At 75.1% G+C, this 18,486-nt stretch carries 16 protein-coding genes; 13 read left to right on the forward strand and 3 right to left on the reverse strand.

What is annotated here, in order from left to right:
* Positions 1–76 precede the first annotated feature (76 nt).
* The 13 genes from ACI780_RS20420 (at position 77) to ACI780_RS20480 (ending at position 14,513) form a co-directional block, all read left to right on the forward strand.
* On the forward strand, positions 77–1,642 hold the full coding sequence (locus tag ACI780_RS20420) for a UDP-N-acetylmuramoyl-L-alanyl-D-glutamate--2,6-diaminopimelate ligase (protein WP_457005332.1): 1,566 nt from the start codon (positions 77–79) through the stop codon (positions 1,640–1,642).
* Positions 1,639–3,057 (forward strand): UDP-N-acetylmuramoyl-tripeptide--D-alanyl-D-alanine ligase, encoded by a 1,419-nt coding sequence (locus ACI780_RS20425; RefSeq protein WP_457005334.1) that lies wholly within the window; start codon positions 1,639–1,641, stop codon positions 3,055–3,057. Before ACI780_RS20420 ends, ACI780_RS20425 begins: the two co-directional genes overlap by 4 nt.
* Positions 3,054–4,133, forward strand: coding sequence for a phospho-N-acetylmuramoyl-pentapeptide-transferase (mraY, locus tag ACI780_RS20430; RefSeq protein ID WP_456870129.1), 1,080 nt, complete (start codon positions 3,054–3,056; stop codon positions 4,131–4,133). The genes ACI780_RS20425 and mraY overlap by 4 nt, the downstream gene beginning before the upstream one ends.
* Before the next feature lie 185 nt (positions 4,134–4,318).
* A complete protein-coding gene (ftsW, locus tag ACI780_RS20435; RefSeq protein ID WP_457005336.1) occupies positions 4,319–5,773 on the forward strand; it encodes a putative lipid II flippase FtsW in 1,455 nt (484 codons plus the stop codon).
* Complete coding sequence (murG, locus tag ACI780_RS20440) at positions 5,770–6,897, forward strand: undecaprenyldiphospho-muramoylpentapeptide beta-N-acetylglucosaminyltransferase (protein ID WP_457005338.1); 1,128 nt, start codon at positions 5,770–5,772, stop codon at positions 6,895–6,897. The genes ftsW and murG overlap by 4 nt, the downstream gene beginning before the upstream one ends.
* Positions 6,887–8,326: a UDP-N-acetylmuramate--L-alanine ligase gene (gene murC, locus ACI780_RS20445; RefSeq protein ID WP_456870132.1), complete on the forward strand. Its 1,440-nt coding sequence runs from the start codon at positions 6,887–6,889 to the stop codon at positions 8,324–8,326. Before murG ends, murC begins: the two co-directional genes overlap by 11 nt.
* The gene (locus tag ACI780_RS20450) at positions 8,323–9,117 is read left to right on the forward strand and encodes a cell division protein FtsQ/DivIB (RefSeq protein WP_457005340.1); all 795 of its coding nucleotides are present in this window, start codon (positions 8,323–8,325) and stop codon (positions 9,115–9,117) included. Before murC ends, ACI780_RS20450 begins: the two co-directional genes overlap by 4 nt.
* A gap of 426 nt (positions 9,118–9,543) precedes the next feature.
* Positions 9,544–10,821, forward strand: coding sequence for a cell division protein FtsZ (gene ftsZ, locus ACI780_RS20455; RefSeq protein ID WP_457005342.1), 1,278 nt, complete (start codon positions 9,544–9,546; stop codon positions 10,819–10,821).
* A 104-nt stretch (positions 10,822–10,925) separates the two neighbouring features.
* Positions 10,926–11,612 carry a peptidoglycan editing factor PgeF gene (gene pgeF / locus ACI780_RS20460; protein ID WP_457005344.1) on the forward strand — a complete coding sequence of 229 codons (687 nt, stop codon included), beginning with the start codon at positions 10,926–10,928 and terminating at the stop codon, positions 11,610–11,612.
* A 62-nt stretch (positions 11,613–11,674) separates the two neighbouring features.
* Positions 11,675–12,421, forward strand: a complete 747-nt coding sequence (locus ACI780_RS20465; protein ID WP_457005346.1) for a YggS family pyridoxal phosphate-dependent enzyme — start codon at positions 11,675–11,677, stop codon at positions 12,419–12,421.
* Entirely contained in the window at positions 12,421–13,368 is a 948-nt protein-coding gene (sepF, locus tag ACI780_RS20470) for a cell division protein SepF (RefSeq protein ID WP_457005349.1), read from the forward strand. The genes ACI780_RS20465 and sepF overlap by 1 nt, the downstream gene beginning before the upstream one ends.
* A 63-nt stretch (positions 13,369–13,431) precedes the next feature.
* Positions 13,432–13,728, forward strand: a complete 297-nt coding sequence (locus tag ACI780_RS20475) for a YggT family protein (protein ID WP_089402918.1) — start codon at positions 13,432–13,434, stop codon at positions 13,726–13,728.
* A gap of 59 nt (positions 13,729–13,787) precedes the next feature.
* Positions 13,788–14,513, forward strand: a complete 726-nt coding sequence (locus ACI780_RS20480; RefSeq protein WP_457005351.1) for a DivIVA domain-containing protein — start codon at positions 13,788–13,790, stop codon at positions 14,511–14,513.
* Positions 14,514–14,604: 91 nt separating this feature from the next.
* Here the strand turns inward: ACI780_RS20480 and ACI780_RS20485 are convergent, their stop codons facing one another.
* From ACI780_RS20485 to ACI780_RS20495, 3 genes are all read right to left on the reverse strand, one after another.
* Positions 14,605–15,528 (reverse strand): carbohydrate ABC transporter permease, encoded by a 924-nt coding sequence (locus tag ACI780_RS20485; protein ID WP_457005353.1) that lies wholly within the window; start codon positions 15,526–15,528, stop codon positions 14,605–14,607.
* Entirely contained in the window at positions 15,525–16,514 is a 990-nt protein-coding gene (locus tag ACI780_RS20490; RefSeq protein WP_457005355.1) for a carbohydrate ABC transporter permease, read from the reverse strand. Before ACI780_RS20490 ends, ACI780_RS20485 begins: the two co-directional genes overlap by 4 nt.
* A gap of 144 nt (positions 16,515–16,658) precedes the next feature.
* On the reverse strand, positions 16,659–18,026 hold the full coding sequence (locus tag ACI780_RS20495; RefSeq protein WP_456870141.1) for an ABC transporter substrate-binding protein: 1,368 nt from the start codon (positions 18,024–18,026) through the stop codon (positions 16,659–16,661).
* Positions 18,027–18,486: the final 460 nt, after the last annotated feature.

Here is an 18,486-nt window from a genome sequence, read left to right on the forward strand (position 1 = left end):
CGTGCACGGCGTCGGACACCGCCGAGCCGCCGCGGGTGCGCGGGGCCGGGGCGGCGCGCCGGTAGATTGGCCCGACGTGAGCCCGACCGGACCCGGGTCGGCGCCCCGGCCCGCGGGGAACCGCCCGCTCGCCCTCAGTGCGCTCGCCGACCTCGTCGGCGACCCCGTGCAGGGCGACCCCGCCACCGCCGTCCGCGGTGTCACCCTCGCCTCCACCGAGGTGGCCCCCGGCGACCTCTACGCCGCCCTGCCCGGGGCCCGCACCCACGGCGCCCGCTACGCCGCCGACGCCGCCGCGCGCGGCGCGGTCGCCGTCCTCACCGACCCCGCCGGCCGCGAGCAGTCCGCCGCCACCGGCCTGCCGGTGTGCGTCGTCGACGACCCCCGCGCCCGCCTCGGCGACGTCGCCGCGCGCGTCTACGGCGAGCCCGCCCGCCGGCTGCCGGTCATCGGCATCACCGGCACCAACGGCAAGACGACGACGAGCTACCTGGTGGAGGCGGGGCTCGCCGCCGCGGGCCGCGGCACCGGGCTGATCGGCACCGTGCAGTCGCGCACCCGCGGCCGCGACGGCGGCGAGCGGGCCTTCCCCAGCGTCCGCACCACGCCCGAGGCGCCGGTGCTGCACGCGCTGCTGGCGACCATGGCCGAGTCCGGCGTCGACGCCGTCGTCATGGAGGTCTCCAGCCACGCCCTGGTGCAGGGCAGGGTCGGCGGGGTGCCCTTCGCCGCGGCCGGCTTCACCAACCTCAGCCAGGACCACCTCGACTTCCACGGCGACCTGGAGAGCTACTTCCAGGCCAAGGCGCTGCTCTTCGACGGCCGCGCGGCCACCGAGGTGGTCGTGGTCGACGACGACGCCGGCCGCCGCCTGGCCGGGATGCTGGGGGAGCGGGCGGTCACCGTCTCCGCCGACGGCGCCCCCGCCACCTGGACCGCCACCGACGTCGCGACCGCGCCCGACGGCGGCTCCACCTTCACCCTCACCGGCCCCGGCCGCTCCTGGCCGGCGAGCGTGCGGCTGCCCGGCCGGTTCAACGTCACCAACGCCGTCCTCGCCGTCGCCCTGCTCGACGCCGTCGGCGTCCCGGTGCCGCAGGCGCTCGCGGGCGTGGCGGCCACCGTCGTCCCCGGCCGCATGGAGCCCGTCGACGCCGGCCAGCCGTTCACCGCCGTCGTCGACTACGCCCACACCCCCGACGCCGTGGCCACCGCGCTCGCCGCGCTGCGCGCCGCCACCCGGGGCAGGCTGATCACCGTGCTCGGCTGTGGCGGCGACCGCGACCAGGGCAAGCGCCCGGCGATGGGCGCGGCGGCGGCGCTGGGCAGCGACCTGGTCGTGGTCACCGACGACAACCCGCGCTCGGAGGACCCCGCCGCCATCCGCGCCGCCGTGCTGGCCGGGGTGCCGGCCGGGCGCCGCGCCGCCGTCGAGGAGGTCGGCGACCGGCGGGCGGCCATCGCCCGCGCCGTCGCCCTGGCCCGTCCCGGGGACACGGTGCTGGTCGCCGGCAAGGGACACGAGTCGGGACAGGAGGTCGCCGGCACCGTGACGCCGTTCGACGACCGCGCCGTGCTGCGCGAGGTGCTCGCCACCCGGCAGCCGGGAGCGTCGGCCCCCGCCGGGGCGGCTTCCCGGTGATCGCCCTCTCCCTCGCCGAGGTCGCGCGGGCCGTCGGCGCGGCCGTGCCGCCCGGCGCCGGTGACGTCACCGTCACCGGCGTGACGCTCGACTCCCGCAGCGTCTCCGCCGGCGACCTGTTCGTCGCCGTCGCCGGCGAGCGCGTCGACGGGCACGACTTCCTCGACGCCGCCGCGGCCGCCGGCGCCGTCGCCGCGCTGACCACCCGCCCCGGCGGCCCGCTGCCGGCCCTCGTCGTCGACGACACCGTGGTCGCGCTCGGCCGGCTCGCCGCGCTGGTGCACACCCGGCTCGCCGCCGGCGGCCTGCTGACCGTCGGCATCACCGGCTCCTCGGGCAAGACCTCCACCAAGGACCTGCTCGGCCAGGTGCTGGCCGCCGCCGGTCCCACCGTCAGCCCGCCCGGCTCCTACAACAACGACATCGGCATGCCCCTCACCGTGCTCTCGGCCGGCGAGGACACCCGCTACCTGGTGCTGGAGATGGGCGCCCGCGGGATCGGCCACATCGCGCGGCTGTGCACGCTCGCCCGACCCGACGTCGGGGTGGTGCTCAACGTCGGCTCGGCCCACCTCGGCGAGTTCGGGTCCGCCGACGCCATCGCGGTGGCCAAGGGCGAGCTGGTGGAGGCGCTGCCGGAGACCGGCACCGCCGTCCTCAACGCCGACGACGCCCGCGTGCTCGGGATGGCGCCGCGCACCCGCGCCCGGGTGGTCACCACCGGGCGCGCCGCCGGCGCCGACGTCCGCGCCACCGACGTCGTCCTCGACGACACCGCCCGCGCCCGCTTCACCCTCGTCGCCGGCGGCGAGGCGCACCCGGTGGCGCTGCAGGTGGTCGGCGAGCACCAGGTGGCCAACGCGCTGTCGGCCGCGGCCGCCGCGCTCGCCGCCGGGATGACCCCCGCCGCCGTCGCCACCGCGCTGTCGCAGGCGCAGCCGCGCAGTCGCTGGCGCATGGAGGTCACCCGCCGCGCCGACGGCGTGACCGTGGTCAACGACGCCTACAACGCCAACCCCGAGTCGATGCGCGCGGCGCTGGCCGCCCTCGCCGGGCTGCCGGCAGGCCGGCGGGTCGCCGTCCTCGGCGGGATGGCCGAGCTCGGCGACGACGCCGTCGCCGAGCACGAGCGGCTCGGCCGCGACGCGGTCGCCGCGGGGGTCGACCTGCTCGTCGCCGTCGGACCCGGTGCGGTAGGGATGGTGACGGGTGCCACGGCCGCCGGTGCCCGCTCGGCGGAGGGCAGCGGGACCGGTGCCGGGACGCGCGCCGTGTCCGTGCCCGACCGGGCGGCCGCCCTCGACCTGCTCTCGGAGGTGCTCGTGCCCGGTGACGTCGTGCTGGTGAAGGCCAGCCGGTCCAACGGGCTCGAGGTCCTGGCCGAGGGCCTGCTGAGCGCCGGGGCAGGCGCGTGAAGTCCGTCCTCATCGCCGCGGCGTTCGGGCTGGTCGTCTCCATCCTCGCCACGCCGCTGGCCGTGCGCGCCTTCCGGCGGCGCGGCTTCGGGCAGGAGATCCGCGACGACGGCCCCGAGTCGCACCTGTCGAAGAAGGGCACGCCCACCATGGGCGGCACCGTCATCGTCGGGGCCACCGTCGGCGGCTACCTGATCGCCCACCTCTTCCTCATCGGCCAGCCCGGCCGCGGGGTCACCGCCACCGGCCTGCTGCTGCTGTTCCTCATGGTGGGGCTCGGCACCGTCGGCTTCCTCGACGACTACCTCAAGATCCGCCACCGGCGCAGCCTGGGTCTCAACAAGACCGCCAAGCTGGTCGGGCAGCTCGTCGTGGGGCTCACCTTCGCCGTCCTGGCGCTGAACTTCCCCGACGAGGCCGGGGTGACGCCGGCGTCGGAGTTCGTCTCCTACGTCCGCGACATCGAGCCGCTGTACGTCAGCGCCCTCGGCTTCGTGGTGCTGGCCTACCTGTTCATCGCCGGGTTCTCCAACGCGGTCAACCTCACCGACGGCCTCGACGGGCTGGCGGCCGGGTGCTCGGCCATGGTGTTCGGCGCTTACGTCGTCATGAGCTTCTGGCAGTTCACCCACGACTGCGCCACCGCCGCCGTCGACGGCTGCTACCAGGTGCGCGACCCGCTCGACGTCACGCTGGTGGCCGCCGCGGCGCTGGGCGCCTGCCTGGGCTTCCTGTGGTGGAACACCAGCCCGGCGCGGATCTTCATGGGCGACACCGGCTCGCTGGCCCTCGGCGGGCTCATGTCCGGCATCGCCATCGTCACCCGCACCGAGCTGCTGCTCATCGTCCTCGGCGGGCTGTTCGTCGCGGTGACGCTGTCGGTGGTCATCCAGGTCGCCTTCTTCCGCGCCACCCGCCGGCGGGTGTTCCGGATGGCCCCGCTGCACCACCACTTCGAGCTCGCCGGGTGGGCGGAGAACACCGTCATCGTGCGGTTCTGGCTGGTCACCGGGATGGCCGTGGCCTTCGGCCTGGGGCTGTTCTACGCCGACTGGCTGTCGCTCACCGGGTTGTGATGGAGGACCCCCTCGCCCCCGGCACCTCGGCCCTCGTGCAGGGGCCCGCCGCGAGCCTGCGAGCGGTGGGGGGCACGGGGGTCCTTCGTCTGCGAGGGGGCCGTTCCAGCACCTCACCGCGCCGACCGTCACGACACGCCCGGCCCCTGCCGGGGCCGCGCGCGCGGCTCGGCGACGATGACCGGATGGACGGCCGCAGCGAGTCCACCCGCGCCCGGCGCACGCCCCGCCGGACGTCCCCGGCGGCGCCCCTGCGGCGGCTGCGCGGCCCGGCCTGGCTCGAGGGGCCGATGGTCAGCTGCCACCTCGTCATCGGCGCCGCCGGGCTGCTGCTGGCCATCGGGCTGGTCATGGTCTTCTCCGCCTCCGCCATCGAGGCCGCGCTCGACGACCAGCCCGCCTGGCGCCCCGGCGTCGACCAGCTCGTCTTCGCCGCCCTGGGCCTGGCCGCGCTCGGCGTCGCGGTGCGGCTGCCCGCCGGGCTGGTCCGCCGCTGGTCGCCGGTCGCGCTGGTCGCCGTCGCCGTGCTGCTGGTCGCGGTGCTCGTCCCGGGCGTGGGGGTCGAGTACAACGGCTCGCGCGCCTGGATCAGCCTCGGCTTCACCGACTTCCAGCCCTCGGAGCTGTCCAAGCTCGTCGTCGCCCTGTGGGGTGCGCACGTGCTCGCCCTGCGCGGCCGCCACCTGACGGTCCGCACGCTGCTGGTGCCCCTGCTGCCGGTCTTCGTCCTGCTCTGCGGCCTGCTCATGCTCGAGCCCGACTTCGGCGCGGTGGTCAGCCTGCTGCTCGTGGTGGGCGGGCTGCTGTGGGCCGGCGGCCTGCCCGGGCGGCTGTGGGGGATCGGCATCGCCGCCGGCGCCACCCTCGGTTACGCCATGATCGCGACCTCGGAGTACCGCCTGGAGCGGGTCACCTCCTTCCTGCACCCCTTCGACGACCCCAGCGACACCGGCTTCCAGGCCGTCCGCGGGTTCTACGCGCTGGCCAACGGCGGGCTGTGGGGGGTGGGCCTGGGCAACAGCGCGATGAAGTGGAACCTGCTGCCGGAGGCCGAGTCGGACTACATCTTCGCGATCATCGGCGAGGAGCTCGGCTTCCTCGGCTGCCTGGTCGTCGTCACGCTCTACGCGGTGCTGGCCTACGCCGGCTTCCGCATCGCCCGCCGGACCGCCGACCGCTTCGTGTCGCTGGCCAGCGTGGCGATCACCGTCTGGCTGGTCGGCCAGGCGGCCATGAACATGGGCTACGTGGTGGGCGTCCTCCCGGTCACCGGGGTCACCCTGCCGCTGGTCTCCGCCGGTGGCACCTCGCTGGTGCTCACCCTGTTCATCGTGGGGATCCTCATCCGCTTCGCCCGATCCGAGCCCGCGGCCATCGAGTACGCCCGCAGCCGCGACCGCGGCCGGCTGGCCCGCTGGTTGCTGCCGGTGCCCGAGCTCGCCGTCGACCCGGTCCGCCAGCGCCGCCCCCGGCCCGAGCCGGAGCCGGCCCGCCCGGCCCCGCGCCGGCCGGTCGGTGCCCACCCCCTGCGGCGGCCCGCCGAGGACCGCGGCACCGCCCGCCGCGTGCCGCCGCCGGCCGCCCGCCGCCCCGACCGCGACCGGCGGGGCCTGGCCGACCGCCCGGGACGGTCCCGGTGACCGGCCCGGCCGCCCGCCCGGGAGGCCGCCCGGGGAGCGTCGTCCTCGCCGGCGGCGGCACCGGCGGCCACATCGAGCCGATGCTGGCGCTGGCCGACGCGCTGCGGCGTCGCGACCCCGCGCTGCGGATCACCTGCCTGGGCACCGCCCGCGGCATGGAGACCCGGCTGGTCCCCGCCCGCGGCTACGACCTGCGGCTGATCCCGCCGGTCCCGCTGCCGCGCAGGCCCACCCTCGACCTGCTGCGGGTGCCCGGCCGGGTGCGCCGCGCCGTCGCCGAGACCCGCGGCCTGCTCACCGAGCTCGCCGCCGACGTCGTCGTCGGGTTCGGCGGGTACGTCGCGCTGCCGGCCTACCTCGCCGCGAGGCGCGCCGGCGTGCCGGTGGTCGTGCACGAGCAGAACGCGCTGCCGGGCCTGGCCAACCGGGTCGGCGCCCGGGTGGCCGCCCGGGTCGCGGTCACCGTGCCCGGGACGCCGCTGCACCGCGGCGAGCACGTCGGCATGCCGCTGCGCTCGGCGATCACCAGCCTCGACCGCGCCGCCACCCGGCCCGAGGCGCGCGCGCAGTTCGGTCTCGACGCCGACCGCCCGACGCTGCTGGTCTTCGGCGGGTCGCAGGGCGCGGCCTCGCTCAACCGCGCCGCGGTCGCGGCGGCCGACGCGCTCACCGCCGCCGGCATCCAGGTGCTGCACGCCCGCGGGCCCAAGAACACCGACGTCACGGTGCCGCCGCGGCCGGCCGGGTCGGCGCCCTACGTCGTCGTCGACTACCTGGAGCGGATGGACCTCGCCTACGCCGCCGCCGACCTCGCGCTCTGCCGCTCGGGGGCGGTCACCGTCGCCGAGCTCTCGGCGGTGGGGCTGCCGGCGGCGTTCGTGCCGCTGCCCATCGGCAACGGCGAGCAGCGGCGCAACGCGCTGCCGGTCGTCGAGGCCGGCGGCGGGCTGCTCGTCGACGACGCCGACCTCTCACCCGCCTGGATCGAGGCCACCGTGGTGCCGCTGCTCACCGACCCCGCGGCGCTGGCCGGGTACGCCGCCCACGCCGCCGCGGCCGGGGTCCCCGACGCCGACGAGCGGCTGGCCGACATCGTGCTGGAGGTGGCGACCGGTGACCGCTGACGCGACCACCGCCTGGACCGGCCCGGTGCCCTCACCGGCCGACCTCGGCGCGGTGCACTTCATCGGCATCGGGGGCGCCGGCATGAGCGGCATCGCGCGGATCCTGCTCGCCCGCGGGGTGCGCGTCTCCGGCAGCGACCGCCGCGAGACCCCGACGCTGCTCGCGCTGCGGGCCCTCGGCGCCCGGGTCGAGACCGGCCACGACGCCGCCCACCTCGGCGACGCCGACTCCGTCGTCGTCTCCTCGGCCATCCGCGAGGACAACCCGGAGCTGGCCGCCGCCCGCGCGCGCGGGCTGACCGTGCTGCCCCGCGCCGTCGCGCTGGCCGCGGTGATGTCCGGGCGGCGCAGCGTCGCCGTCGCCGGCACGCACGGCAAGACCTCGACCACCTCGATGCTCACCGTCGCGGTGCAGGCCTGCGGCGTCGACGCCTCCTTCGCCATCGGCGGCACCCTCAACGAGTCCGGCAGCAACGCGCACGCGGGGGAGGGCGACGTCTTCGTCGCCGAGGCCGACGAGAGCGACCGCTCCTTCCTGCTGCTCGCGCCGTACGGGGCGATCGTCACCAACGTCGAGGCCGACCACCTGGACAACTACGGCGACCTCGCCGCCGTCGAGGCCGCCTTCGACCGTTTCCTCGGCACCGTCCACCCCGACGGCTTCGTCGTCGTCTGCGCCGACGACCCGGGCTCGGCCCGGCTGCGCGGCGTGCCCACCCCGGCGCGGCTGCGCACCTACGGCACCGCCGAGGACGCCGACCTGCGGATCGTGGACCTCGACGTCGGCCCCGACGCCACCGCCTGGACCGCCGTGCTCGACGGCGCCGTGCTCGGCCGGGTGCGCATCCGGGTGCCCGGGGAGCACATGGCCCGCAACAGCGCCGCGGCGCTGCTGGCCGGCCTGGAGCTGGGGCTGCCCGCCGACGGGCTGGTCGCCGGGCTCGAGCGCTTCGGCGGGGTGCACCGCCGCTTCGAGCTCAAGGGCACCGCCGCCGGCGTCCGGGTCTACGACGACTACGCCCACCACCCGACCGAGGTCACCGCGCAGCTGCGGGCCGCGCGCGCGGTGGCGGGGGAGGGCCGGGTGGTGGTGGCCTTCCAGCCACACCTCTACAGCCGGACCCGCGAGTTCGCGGCGGCCTTCGGCGAGGCGCTGGGGCTGGCCGACGAGGTCGTGGTCATGGACGTCTACGGCGCCCGCGAGGACCCGGTGCCCGGCGTCACCGGCGCGATGGTCGCCGACGCCGTCCCGCTGCCGCCCGAGCGGGTGCACTTCGAGCCCTCGTGGTCGGCTGCCGCCCCGGCCCTGGCCGCCCGGGCCCGGCCCGGGGACCTGGTCATCACCATGGGGGCCGGCAACGTCTCCATGGTCGGCCCGGAGGTGCTGGCCGCGCTGGCCGGCCCGGGCGGCGGGGACGCCGTCCGGTGAGCCGCGCCGGCCTCACCACCGCCGACCGCGAGCGCGGGACGCCGGTCGAGGTCGCCCGGCCCGCCCGCCGGCGGCGCCGGGACACCCCGCGCGACCGGCGCCGGCGCCGCCTGGTCGGCGCCGCGGCGACCCTGCTGGTCCTGGCGCTGGCCTGGTGGGCGCTGTGGGTCAGCCCGCTGCTGGCGGTGCGCGGGGTCCGCGTCGACGGCGCCACCACGCTGACCGCCGAGCAGGTGCGCACCGCCGCCGGGGTGGCCGAGGGGACGCCGCTGCTGCGGGTCGACGTCGAGGCGGCCGAGGCGCGGGTCGCCCGCCTGCCGCAGGTCGCCTCGGTGCAGGTCGCCCGCGGCTGGCCGGGCAGCGTCGTGGTCACCGTGGCCGAGCGGCGGCCGGTCGCCGTCGTCGAGGACGGCGGCACCCGCTCGCTGGTCGACGCCTCCGGCGTGCTGTTCGACACCGTCACCGGCGAGGCGCCGGCCGGGGTGGTGCCGCTCGACGTCGCCGACCCCGGGCCCGACGACGCCGCCACCCGAGCCGGCCTCGACGCGCTCGGCGCGCTGCCCACCGCGGTCCGGCAGCAGGTCGCCCGGGCGACGGCCCCCTCCGCCGACGACGTGACGCTCACGCTCACCGACGGCACCACCGTCGTGTGGGGCGGCACCGGTGACGACGCCGACGACGACCGGCGCGCCGCCGCGCTGGTGGCCCTGCTCGACCAGCTCGCCGCCGGCGCCCTCGAGCCGGCCACGACCATCGACGTCAGCGCGCCGGACGCCGTCGTCCTCCGATGACGAAGGACCCTCCTGCCCCCCCCACCCCTCGCTCCGCTCGAGGCGGGACCCTGCAGGAGGGCCGTTCCATCCCGTTGCCGTGCGTGCGTGGCCGCGTGCGGACCGCTGATCGACCGGCGCGCCGCCGACACGCCCGCTCCTGCGACACGCCCGACACGACATCGGGACCGAATCCGTCCACCGGTGCTGGTGCTCACGGTCTCGACCCCGGGATGAGGGATCGCCGGCCGCGGGTCGTCACGGTCGGTGGTGCAGATGTGACCAGCGGGTCGCCGGAGAACCGTGAGATGCGGGTGTCGCGACACGCCGGTCCGAGGAGGGTGCTTGATGGTGCCGACAGGGCCCACCTAACTTCGTCCGCGTCGACCCAGTTGACATAACGCTAAGTCTCCACTTGAGGATGAGGGTCGAGGTCGGGAGCCCCACATGACACCTCCGCACAACTACCTCGCGGTCATCAAGGTCGTCGGCATCGGCGGCGGCGGCGTGAACGCAGTGAACCGGATGATCGAGGTCGGTCTGAAGGGGGTGGAGTTCATCGCCATCAACACCGACGCCCAGGCGCTGTTGATGAGCGACGCCGACGTCAAGCTCGACGTCGGCCGGGAGCTCACCCGCGGCCTCGGCGCCGGCGCGCAGCCCGACGTCGGCCGCCAGGCGGCCGAGGACCACCGCGAGGAGATCGAGGAGGTGCTCAAGGGCGCCGACATGGTCTTCGTGACCGCCGGCGAGGGCGGTGGCACCGGCACCGGCGGCGCGCCGGTCGTGGCCTCGATCGCCCGCAAGCTCGGCGCGCTCACCATCGGCGTGGTCACCCGCCCGTTCTCCTTCGAGGGCAAGCGGCGCGCCGTGCAGGCCGAGTCGGGGATCGAGGAGCTGCGCAACGAGTGCGACACGCTCATCGTCATCCCCAACGACCGGCTGCTGCAGCTCGGTGACCGCAACGTCAGCGTGATGGACGCCTTCCGCACCGCCGACCAGGTGCTGCTCTCCGGTGTCCAGGGCATCACCGACCTGATCACCACCCCCGGCCTGATCAACCTCGACTTCGCCGACGTCAAGTCGGTCATGTCCGGCGCCGGCTCCGCCCTCATGGGCATCGGCAGCGCCCGCGGGGACAACCGCGCGCTGCTCGCCGCCGAGCAGGCGATCGCCAGCCCGCTGCTGGAGGCCTCGATGGAGGGCGCCCACGGCGTCCTGCTGTCGATCTCCGGCGGCTCGGACCTGGGGCTGTTCGAGATCAACGAGGCCGCCTCGCTGGTGTCCGACGCGGCCCACGCCGACGCCAACATCATCTTCGGTGCGGTCATCGACGACGCCCTGGGCGACGAGGTCCGCGTGACCGTCATCGCCGCCGGGTTCGACGGTGGGCGCCCGTCCTCGCGCAAGGACGGCGCGGTCGCCGCCGTCCCGTCCGCCGGGCCCACGACCGCCCCGGGGCGGCTGCCGTCCCCGCCGGTCGCCCCGGCGCCGCCGGCGGGCCTGCCGCGGGCCACGGGAGAGCGGCTGGTCGGGTCGGTGCCGCCGGCCCCGGTCGCCCCGGCGCCGTCACCGGTGTCCCGCGCGACCCCGCCCGGCGGCGGCATCACCGTCCCGCCGCTGCCGCCGGTCAACGGGGCCGCGTCCGGCGCCGCCGGCCGCCGGCCGCTGGGCAACGAGGACTTCGAGGAGGAGCTCGACATCCCGGACTTCCTCCGCCAATGACGGAGACCCCTCGCTCTCCGGCCCCCTCGCAGGGGCCCGCCGCGAGCGTGCGAGCGGTGGGGGGCGAGGGGGTCCTTCGTCCGTCGGCGGTGCGCCCTCGACGGGTGGTCACCGACCGGCGGGGCGGGCGCTCGCGCCCGCCCTACGACGCGTTCAACCTCGGGGCCCACGTCGGTGACGACCCGGTCGACGTCGCGGCCAACCGCGAGCGCCTCGCCCGCGAGCTCGGTGTGGCCGGGGAGCGGCTGGTGTGGATGGACCAGGTCCACGGCACCGGCGTCGCCGTCGTCGACGGACCGGTCGAGGCCCCGCTGCCGGCCACCGACGCGCTGGTCACCCGCACGCCCGGTCTCGTGCTGTGCGTGCTCGTCGCCGACTGCGTCCCCGTGCTCCTGGCCGACCCGGTCGCCGGGGTGGTCGCCGCCGTCCACGCCGGCCGCGAGGGCGTGCGGCAGGGGGTGGTCCCCTCGACGCTGGCCGCCATGGTCCGGCTCGGCAGCCGCCCGGCCGACACCACCGCGCTGCTCGGCCCGGCCGTCTGCGGCGCCTGCTACGAGGTGCCGCGGGCGATGCAGGCCGAGGTGGCCCGGGTCGCGCCGGCGGCCGTCGTCCGGACCCGGCGGGGCACCCCGGGACTGGACCTGCGCGCCGGGCTCGACGAGCTGATGACCCGCGCCGGTGTGGCCCAGGTGGTGCACGACCCGCGCTGCACCGTCGAGGACCGGCGGCTGTTCAGCCACCGCCGCGACGGCGTCACCGGACGGCAGGCCGGCGTCACCTGGCTGTCCTGACGCAGGACCCCTCGCGTGCACTTCCGGGGAAGTGCACGGGCCCGATCCGGGAGGATCGGCGCATGACCTCCCCGGCCGACCGCCTGGCCGCCGTCCGCCGGCGCATCGCCGACGCCGCCCGCGCCGCCGGCCGCGACTCCTCCTCGGTGGCGCTGCTGGCGGTCAGCAAGACCTTCCCGGCCGACGACGTCCGCGCCCTGGCGGCCCTGGGCCAGACGGCGTTCGGCGAGAACCGCGCCCAGGAGCTCACCGCCAAGGCCGCCGAGCTCGCCGACCTGCCGCTGCAGTGGCACTTCGTCGGCCAGCTGCAGCGCAACAAGGCCGCCGCGGTGGCCCGCACCGGCGCCGTCGTCCACTCCCTCGACCGGCTGCCGCTGGCCAGGGCGCTGGCGCGGGCGGGGGAGGAGGCCGGCCGGCCGGTCGAGGCGTTCGTGCAGGTCGACCTCGGCGGGGCCGCCGGTGAGCTCGCCGAGCGCGGCGGCGCGGCGCCCGACGACGTCCCGGCGCTGGCCGACGCCGTCGCGGGGCTGCCCGGACTGCGGCTGCGCGGACTGATGGCCGTCGCCCCGCGCGACGAGGAGCCCGGGCCGGCCTTCGCCCGGCTGGCCGCGCTGGCCGCCCGCGTGCGGGCCGACCACCCCGACGCCGCCGAGCTGTCCGCCGGCATGAGCGCCGACCTCGAGGAGGCCGTCGCGGCGGGCGCCACGCTGGTGCGTGTCGGAACCGCGCTCTTCGGCTCCCGGCCCCTACCCTCGCCCCGAGTCACACGAGTCACAGGGGTCCCACCCGGGTCCCCGGAGGAGGTCTGATGGCCGGGGCCATGCGGAAGATGGGCATCTACCTCGGACTCGTCGAGGACGACGACGCCCGCGCCTACGGGCGCTACGACGCCCGCCAGGCCGATCACCACGACCGGTACGACGACGGCCGCTACGACGAGCGCTACGACGACGGGCGCTACGACGAGCGCCGCGCCGGCCGCTTCGAGGGCCGTTTCGACGAGCGCGCCGACGACCGCTACGCCTCCGAGGGGCGCGCCGGGGCCGGCTACGGCGGCTACGACTCGCTGACCGGCGACCCCGGCTACGACGAGCGCTACGACCGCCGCTACGACGACGAGCGCTTCGACGAGCGCGCCGAGCCGCGCGGCCCCGAGCCCCGTGGCCTCGACCCGCGCGGCCTCGACCCGCGCGGCCTCGACGCGCGCGACGACGACGCCGACCCGGAGCCGGCGCTGCCGCGCCGCGGCGCGACCCGGCTGGGCCTGGCCACCCCGGTGGCGTCCTCGGGGCCGGTGCCGGCGCAGGGGTCCGCCGGTGAGTCCCGGGTGCCGGCGTCGGCCGGCACCCCCGCCCCGCGCCTGGGCAGCGTCGGCGCGGGCGCCGGCACCGCCGGGGGAGCGGGCGGCGCCGCCGCGGCCGCCGGGCTGGCCGCCCGCGAGCCGGTCGCGGCCGCCGAGCCGGCCCCCGCCCCGCAGCCCTACCGGATCACCACGCTGAGCCCCAAGACCTACAACGAGGCGCGGGCCATCGGGGAGGCCTTCCGCGAGGGCAGCCCGGTCATCATGAACCTCACCGACCTCGACCACGCCGACGCGCGCAGGCTCGTGGACTTCGCAGCGGGACTGATCTTCGGCCTGCGCGGTAGCATCGAGCCCGTCACGGCCAAGGTGTTCCTGCTCAGCCCCAGGGACGTCGACGTGACGGCCGAGGACAAGGCCCGGATCCGCGAGGGCGGGTTCTTCGCCCAGTCCTGAGGTCGTCGGCCGGGGCGCTGGCAGACACACGGCACCGCGCGTGCCCCGGGACGAGCGAGGACAGTGGCTCTCTTCTGGCAGATCGTCTCGTCGATCCTGCTCGTCTTCCTGATCCTGCTGTTCGCGCGCTTCGTCGTGGACTGGGTGATGGTCCTGGCGCGCAGCTGGCGCCCGTCGGGCTTCGTGGCCGCGGGTCTCGAGGTCGTCTACGCGACCACCGACCCGCCGCTCAAGGCCATCCGGAAGGTGATCCCACCGCTGAACCTGGGGTCCATCCGCCTCGACCTCGCGTTCATGGTCTTATTGATCGCCGTGTACATCCTGCGGAACATCACGACCGGTCTCGCCCTCACCGCCTGACCACCGCTCACGCGGCCCGCGCGTGATCGACCGTCCCCGTCCCCGCCGTCCGACCCGAGGTGAGCCCCTTGCCACTCACGCCAGCCGACGTGCACAACGTCGTCTTCAAGAAGCCGCCGATCGGGAAGCGTGGCTACGACGAGGACGAGGTGGACGCGTTCCTCGACGTGGTGGAGGCCGAGCTCGCCCGGCTGATCGAGGAGAACAACGAGCTGCGCTCGGGGTCGAGCACCGGCCGGGTCGCCGCCCAGGCCGCCGCACCCGAGCCGCCGCCGGCGCCCGCGCCGCCGCCCCAGCCGGTCGCGCGCGAGGACGACACCGCGCGGGCCTCCCGGATGCTGGCGCTGGCCTCGGAGACGGCTGACCGCTACGTCAACGAGGCCAAGGCGCAGGCCGACCAGATGGTCTCCAGCGCCAAGGCCACCAGCGACCGGCTGCTGTCCGACGCCCGGTCCAAGAGCGAGCAGATGGTCAACGACGCCCGCGCCCGCGCGGAGTCGATGGTCAACGACGCCCGCACCCGCGCCGACACGATGGAGCGCGAGGCCCGCGCCAAGGCCGCGGCCCTCGACCAGGACGCCGAGCGCCGGCACCGCGAGGTCATGGGCGGCCTGGAGGAGAAGCGCACCAACCTCGAGCGCAAGATCGAGGAGCTGCGCACCTTCGAGCGCGAGTACCGCACGCGGTTCCGCTCCTACCTGGAGTCGCACCTGCGCGACCTCGACAGTCGCGGCTCGGCCGAGCCGTCGTCGGCCAGCCGGCAGACGCAGCACGCGCCCGCCTGAGGGGCGCGCACACCGCCCGAGACGACGAGAGAGGCCCCCGGACCAGGTCCGGGGGCCTCTCTCGTGTGTGCGCCCTGTGCCGGGCCGGCGCTCAGCCCTTGACGCTGCCGGCCAGCAGACCGCGGACGAAGTAGCGCTGCAGGCCCAGGAAGACGATGAGCGGCAGCACCATGGACACGAAGGCACCCGCGGCCAGCAGGAACCAGTCCGACCCGCGGGTGCCGGCGAGCTCGGCCACCCGGACGGTGAGCGGGACGACGTCGGGGGCGCCGCCGGCGAAGGTGAGCGCGACCAGCAGGTCGTTCCACACCCACAGGAACTGGAAGACGCTGAACGCCGCGATCGCCGGCGTGAGCAGCGGCAGCAGCACCTGGAAGAAGATCTTCACGTGACCGGCGCCGTCCATGCGGGCGGCCTCCACCAGCGACGCGGGGATCTCCTTCATGAAGTTGTGCAGGAGGAAGATCGCCAGCGGCAGCGCGAAGATCGAGTGCGACAGCCAGATGGTCCAGAAGGACCCGGCCAGCCCGGTGTCGACGTACAGGCTCAGCAGCGGGATGAGCGTCACCTGGATCGGGACCACCTGCAGCGCGAACACCGCGACGAACAGGATGTTGCGGCCGGGGAACTTGATCCAGGCGAACGCGTACGCGGCCAGCAGTGCCAGCGAGATCGGGATGACCACCGCCGGCAGGGTGATGACCAGCGAGTTGACGAACAGTGCCGCGAAGTTCGTCGCGCCGCCGTAGAGCACCTCGTTGTAGTTGTCGAGGGTGAACTGCGGGTCGCTGAAGACCGTCCACCAGCCCGAGCGGCGGATGTCGAGCTCGGGCCGGAAGGAGGTGATGAGCAGGCCGAGCGTCGGCACCGTCCAGAGCACCGCGATGACCAGCGCGATGATGGACGCGGCCGGGGAGCTGAGCTTGTTCTTGGCCGCCACCGCCCGGCGCTCGGTCCGGGTCAGCCGGCGCTCGTCCGGGGGGACGGGCGCCATGACCGGCGTGGTCGTGGTCATCGGATCTCCTCGGCGAGACGCAGCTGGCGGACGTTGTAGGCGATGATCGGGATGACCAGGACGAACAGCAGCACCGCGAGCGCCGCACCGAGACCGAAGTTGAACTGCCGGAAGGCCTGCGTGTAGAACTCGTTCGCCACCACGCTGGTGCCGAACTGGCCACCGGTCATGGTGCGGACGACGTCGAACACCTTCAGCGTGGTGATGGCCACCGTGGTCAGGACGACGACCAGCGCCGGGCGGATGCTCGGCACCGTCACGTAGCGGAACATCTGCACGCCGCCCACGCCGTCGAGCCGGGCGGCCTCCACGACGTCGTCGGGGATGGCCTTGATGGCCGCCGACAGCACGGTCATGGCGAAGCCGGCCTGGATCCAGATCATGACGACGATCAGGTAGAAGGTGTTCGACGGCCAGTTCAGCAGGAACTGCTGCGGCTCGATGCCGATGAGCACCAGCAGCTGGTTGAGCAGGCCGATCTGGCGCACGCCCGGCTGGTCGGGGCGGTACTCGTAGACGAACTTCCAGATCACGCTCGCGCCGACCATCGAGATCGCCAGTGGGAGGAAGACCAGCGCCTTGGCCAGCTTCTCGAAGCGCGTGCGGTCGACGAGGTAGGCGTAGACCAGGCCGAGGCCGGTGGTCAGCAGCGGGACCAGGACCACCCACAGGAACGTGTTCAGCAGGACCCGCTGGAAGTTGTCCTCGGAGAACACCGTGGCGTAGTTGTCCAGGCCGACGAACTGCGAGCCGTCCCGGTTGTAGAACGAGCCCCGGACGGTCTCGACGGCGGGGTAGACCAGGCCGACGCCCAGCAGGAGCAGCGTCGGGCCGACGAAGCCGGCCGCCACGACCCAGGTGGGGACCCGCTTGGGCCGGTCGACCGCGAACAGGATCAGACCCATCACGGCCGCGAACAGGAGGATGGCGAACACCATCAGGGCGAACTTGTGCCCCGTGGTGCTCGCGTCGAGGAACCACTGCACCGCTGACGACCTTCTCTCGGCAACGGAACGCCGGGAGGACCGCGGCGCCGCCGCAGGTGCGGTGGCGCCACGCTCCCCCCGGCCTCCAGGGTGGTGGGACGGACGGTCCCGGTCAGCCGGGGTGGCTGACCGGGACCGCGGTGATCAGGACGTCGGCCAGGCGTTCTCGACGTCGGTGAGGACCTGCTGGGTCGGCTTGTCGTTCGCGATCCAGTTGGTCAGCTCGGTCCACAGCGCACCGGCGCCGACCTCACCCGGCATCAGGTCCGAACCGTCGAACCGGAAGACCGCGTTCGGGTCCTGGAACTGCTCGGCGGCCAGCTGGTCGATCGGCGAGGTCAGGTTCTCGACGTCGAGGCCGGTGTTGGCGCTGACCCAGCCCGGGCCGGAGACCTGGGCCTTGATGTTGGCCCATTCCGGCGAGGAGAGGTAGGTCTGGAACGCCTGGGTGGCCGGCTCGTCGTTGAAGGCCGCGGTGAACTCACCGCCGCCGAGGACCGGCGCCGTGTCGCCCTCGATGGGCGGCAGCGGGAAGGCGAAGATGTCGCCGTCCTCGGAGATGTCGGTGCCCTCCGGCCAGTTGGCCTGGTAGAAGGACGCCTGGCGGTGCATGAAGCAGCTGCCGTCGAGGATGGGCAGGCCCGCGTCGGTGAACTCGGTGGTCGCGATGGACTGCACCTCGCCCAGGCCGCCGTTGACGTAGTCGGGGTTCTTCAGGACGCCGCCGACCGTGTCGAGCGCCTCGGCGATCTGCGGGTCGTTGAACGGGATCTGGTGGTTGACCCACTGGTCGTAGACGTCGGGGCCGGCCGAGCGCAGGACGACGTCCTCGAGCCAGTCGGTGGCCGGCCAGCCGGTGGCGTCACCGGAGCCGATGCCCGCACACCACGGCTTGGCGCCGGACTCGGCGATCTGGTCGGACAGGGCGATCATCTCGTCCCAGGTCTGCGGCACCTCGTAGCCGGCCTCCTCGAAGGCCGACGGCGAGTACCAGACGAAGGACTTGGCGTTGGCGCCGAGCGGGGCGGCGTAGAACTCGCCGTCCACCGAGCCGTAGTTCTTCCAGCTCTCGTCCCAGTACTCGTCGACGTTGGCCTCGGTCTGGGCCGGCGCGGGGACGACGGCGCCCTGGGCGACCAGGTTGGCCAGCAGGCCCGGCTGCGGCACGAAGGCGATGTCGGGGGCGTTGCCGCTCTGGACGCGGACGACCAGCTGGGCCTCGAACTCGCGCGAGCCCTCGTACTGGACGTCGACGCCGGTGCACTCCTCGAACGGCACGTAGGAGTCGATGTGCGGCTGGTCCTCGGGGTCGACGATCGAGGTGTAGACGCTGACCGTCTCGCCCTCCAGGTCGCCGAACTCCTCGTAGGGGGCGCAGTCGATGCTCAGCTCGGAGGCGTCGGTGGTCCCCCCCTCGCCGCTGCTGGTCTCGCTGGCACCGCAGCCGGCGAGCACCAGCGCCACACCCAGGCCACCGGCCAGCGCCGTGGAGCGCCGGCCTCTCGCGCGCATCGTCATGTGTTTCCCTTCGGTTGCTGCGGCGTCCTCGCCGCCCTGCTTCCTCGCACGCGGACGGACCGGCATCCCGTGCCGGTCGCCGTGTTCGCCCGGGGACGATAAGCGGCCGAGCGGTCGGTTTCGCGCAACAGTGTTGAAACCGTTATGCAACGGCACCACTGGCTCATCCGGACGGGTCGTTCCGGAATCGGTGCAGGTCGGGAGACGGTGACGGTGCCCGCGTGCCCCGGACGGGTTGCCACGCCGGTGCCCCGTGGTCCCGGCGGCGGCCGACGTGTCACAGTGGGGCGATCTGCACCGGCGCAGAAGGGACGATCAGAGGAACCTCATGGCCGCCATCACCTACGACCACGCCACCTTGACCTATCCGGGGGCGTCCGCGCCGTCGGTCAGCGGGCTGGACCTCGACGTCGCCGACGGGGAGTTCCTGGTGCTGGTCGGCCCCTCGGGCAGT

The organism is Geodermatophilus sp. SYSU D00814 (assembly GCF_054050055.1).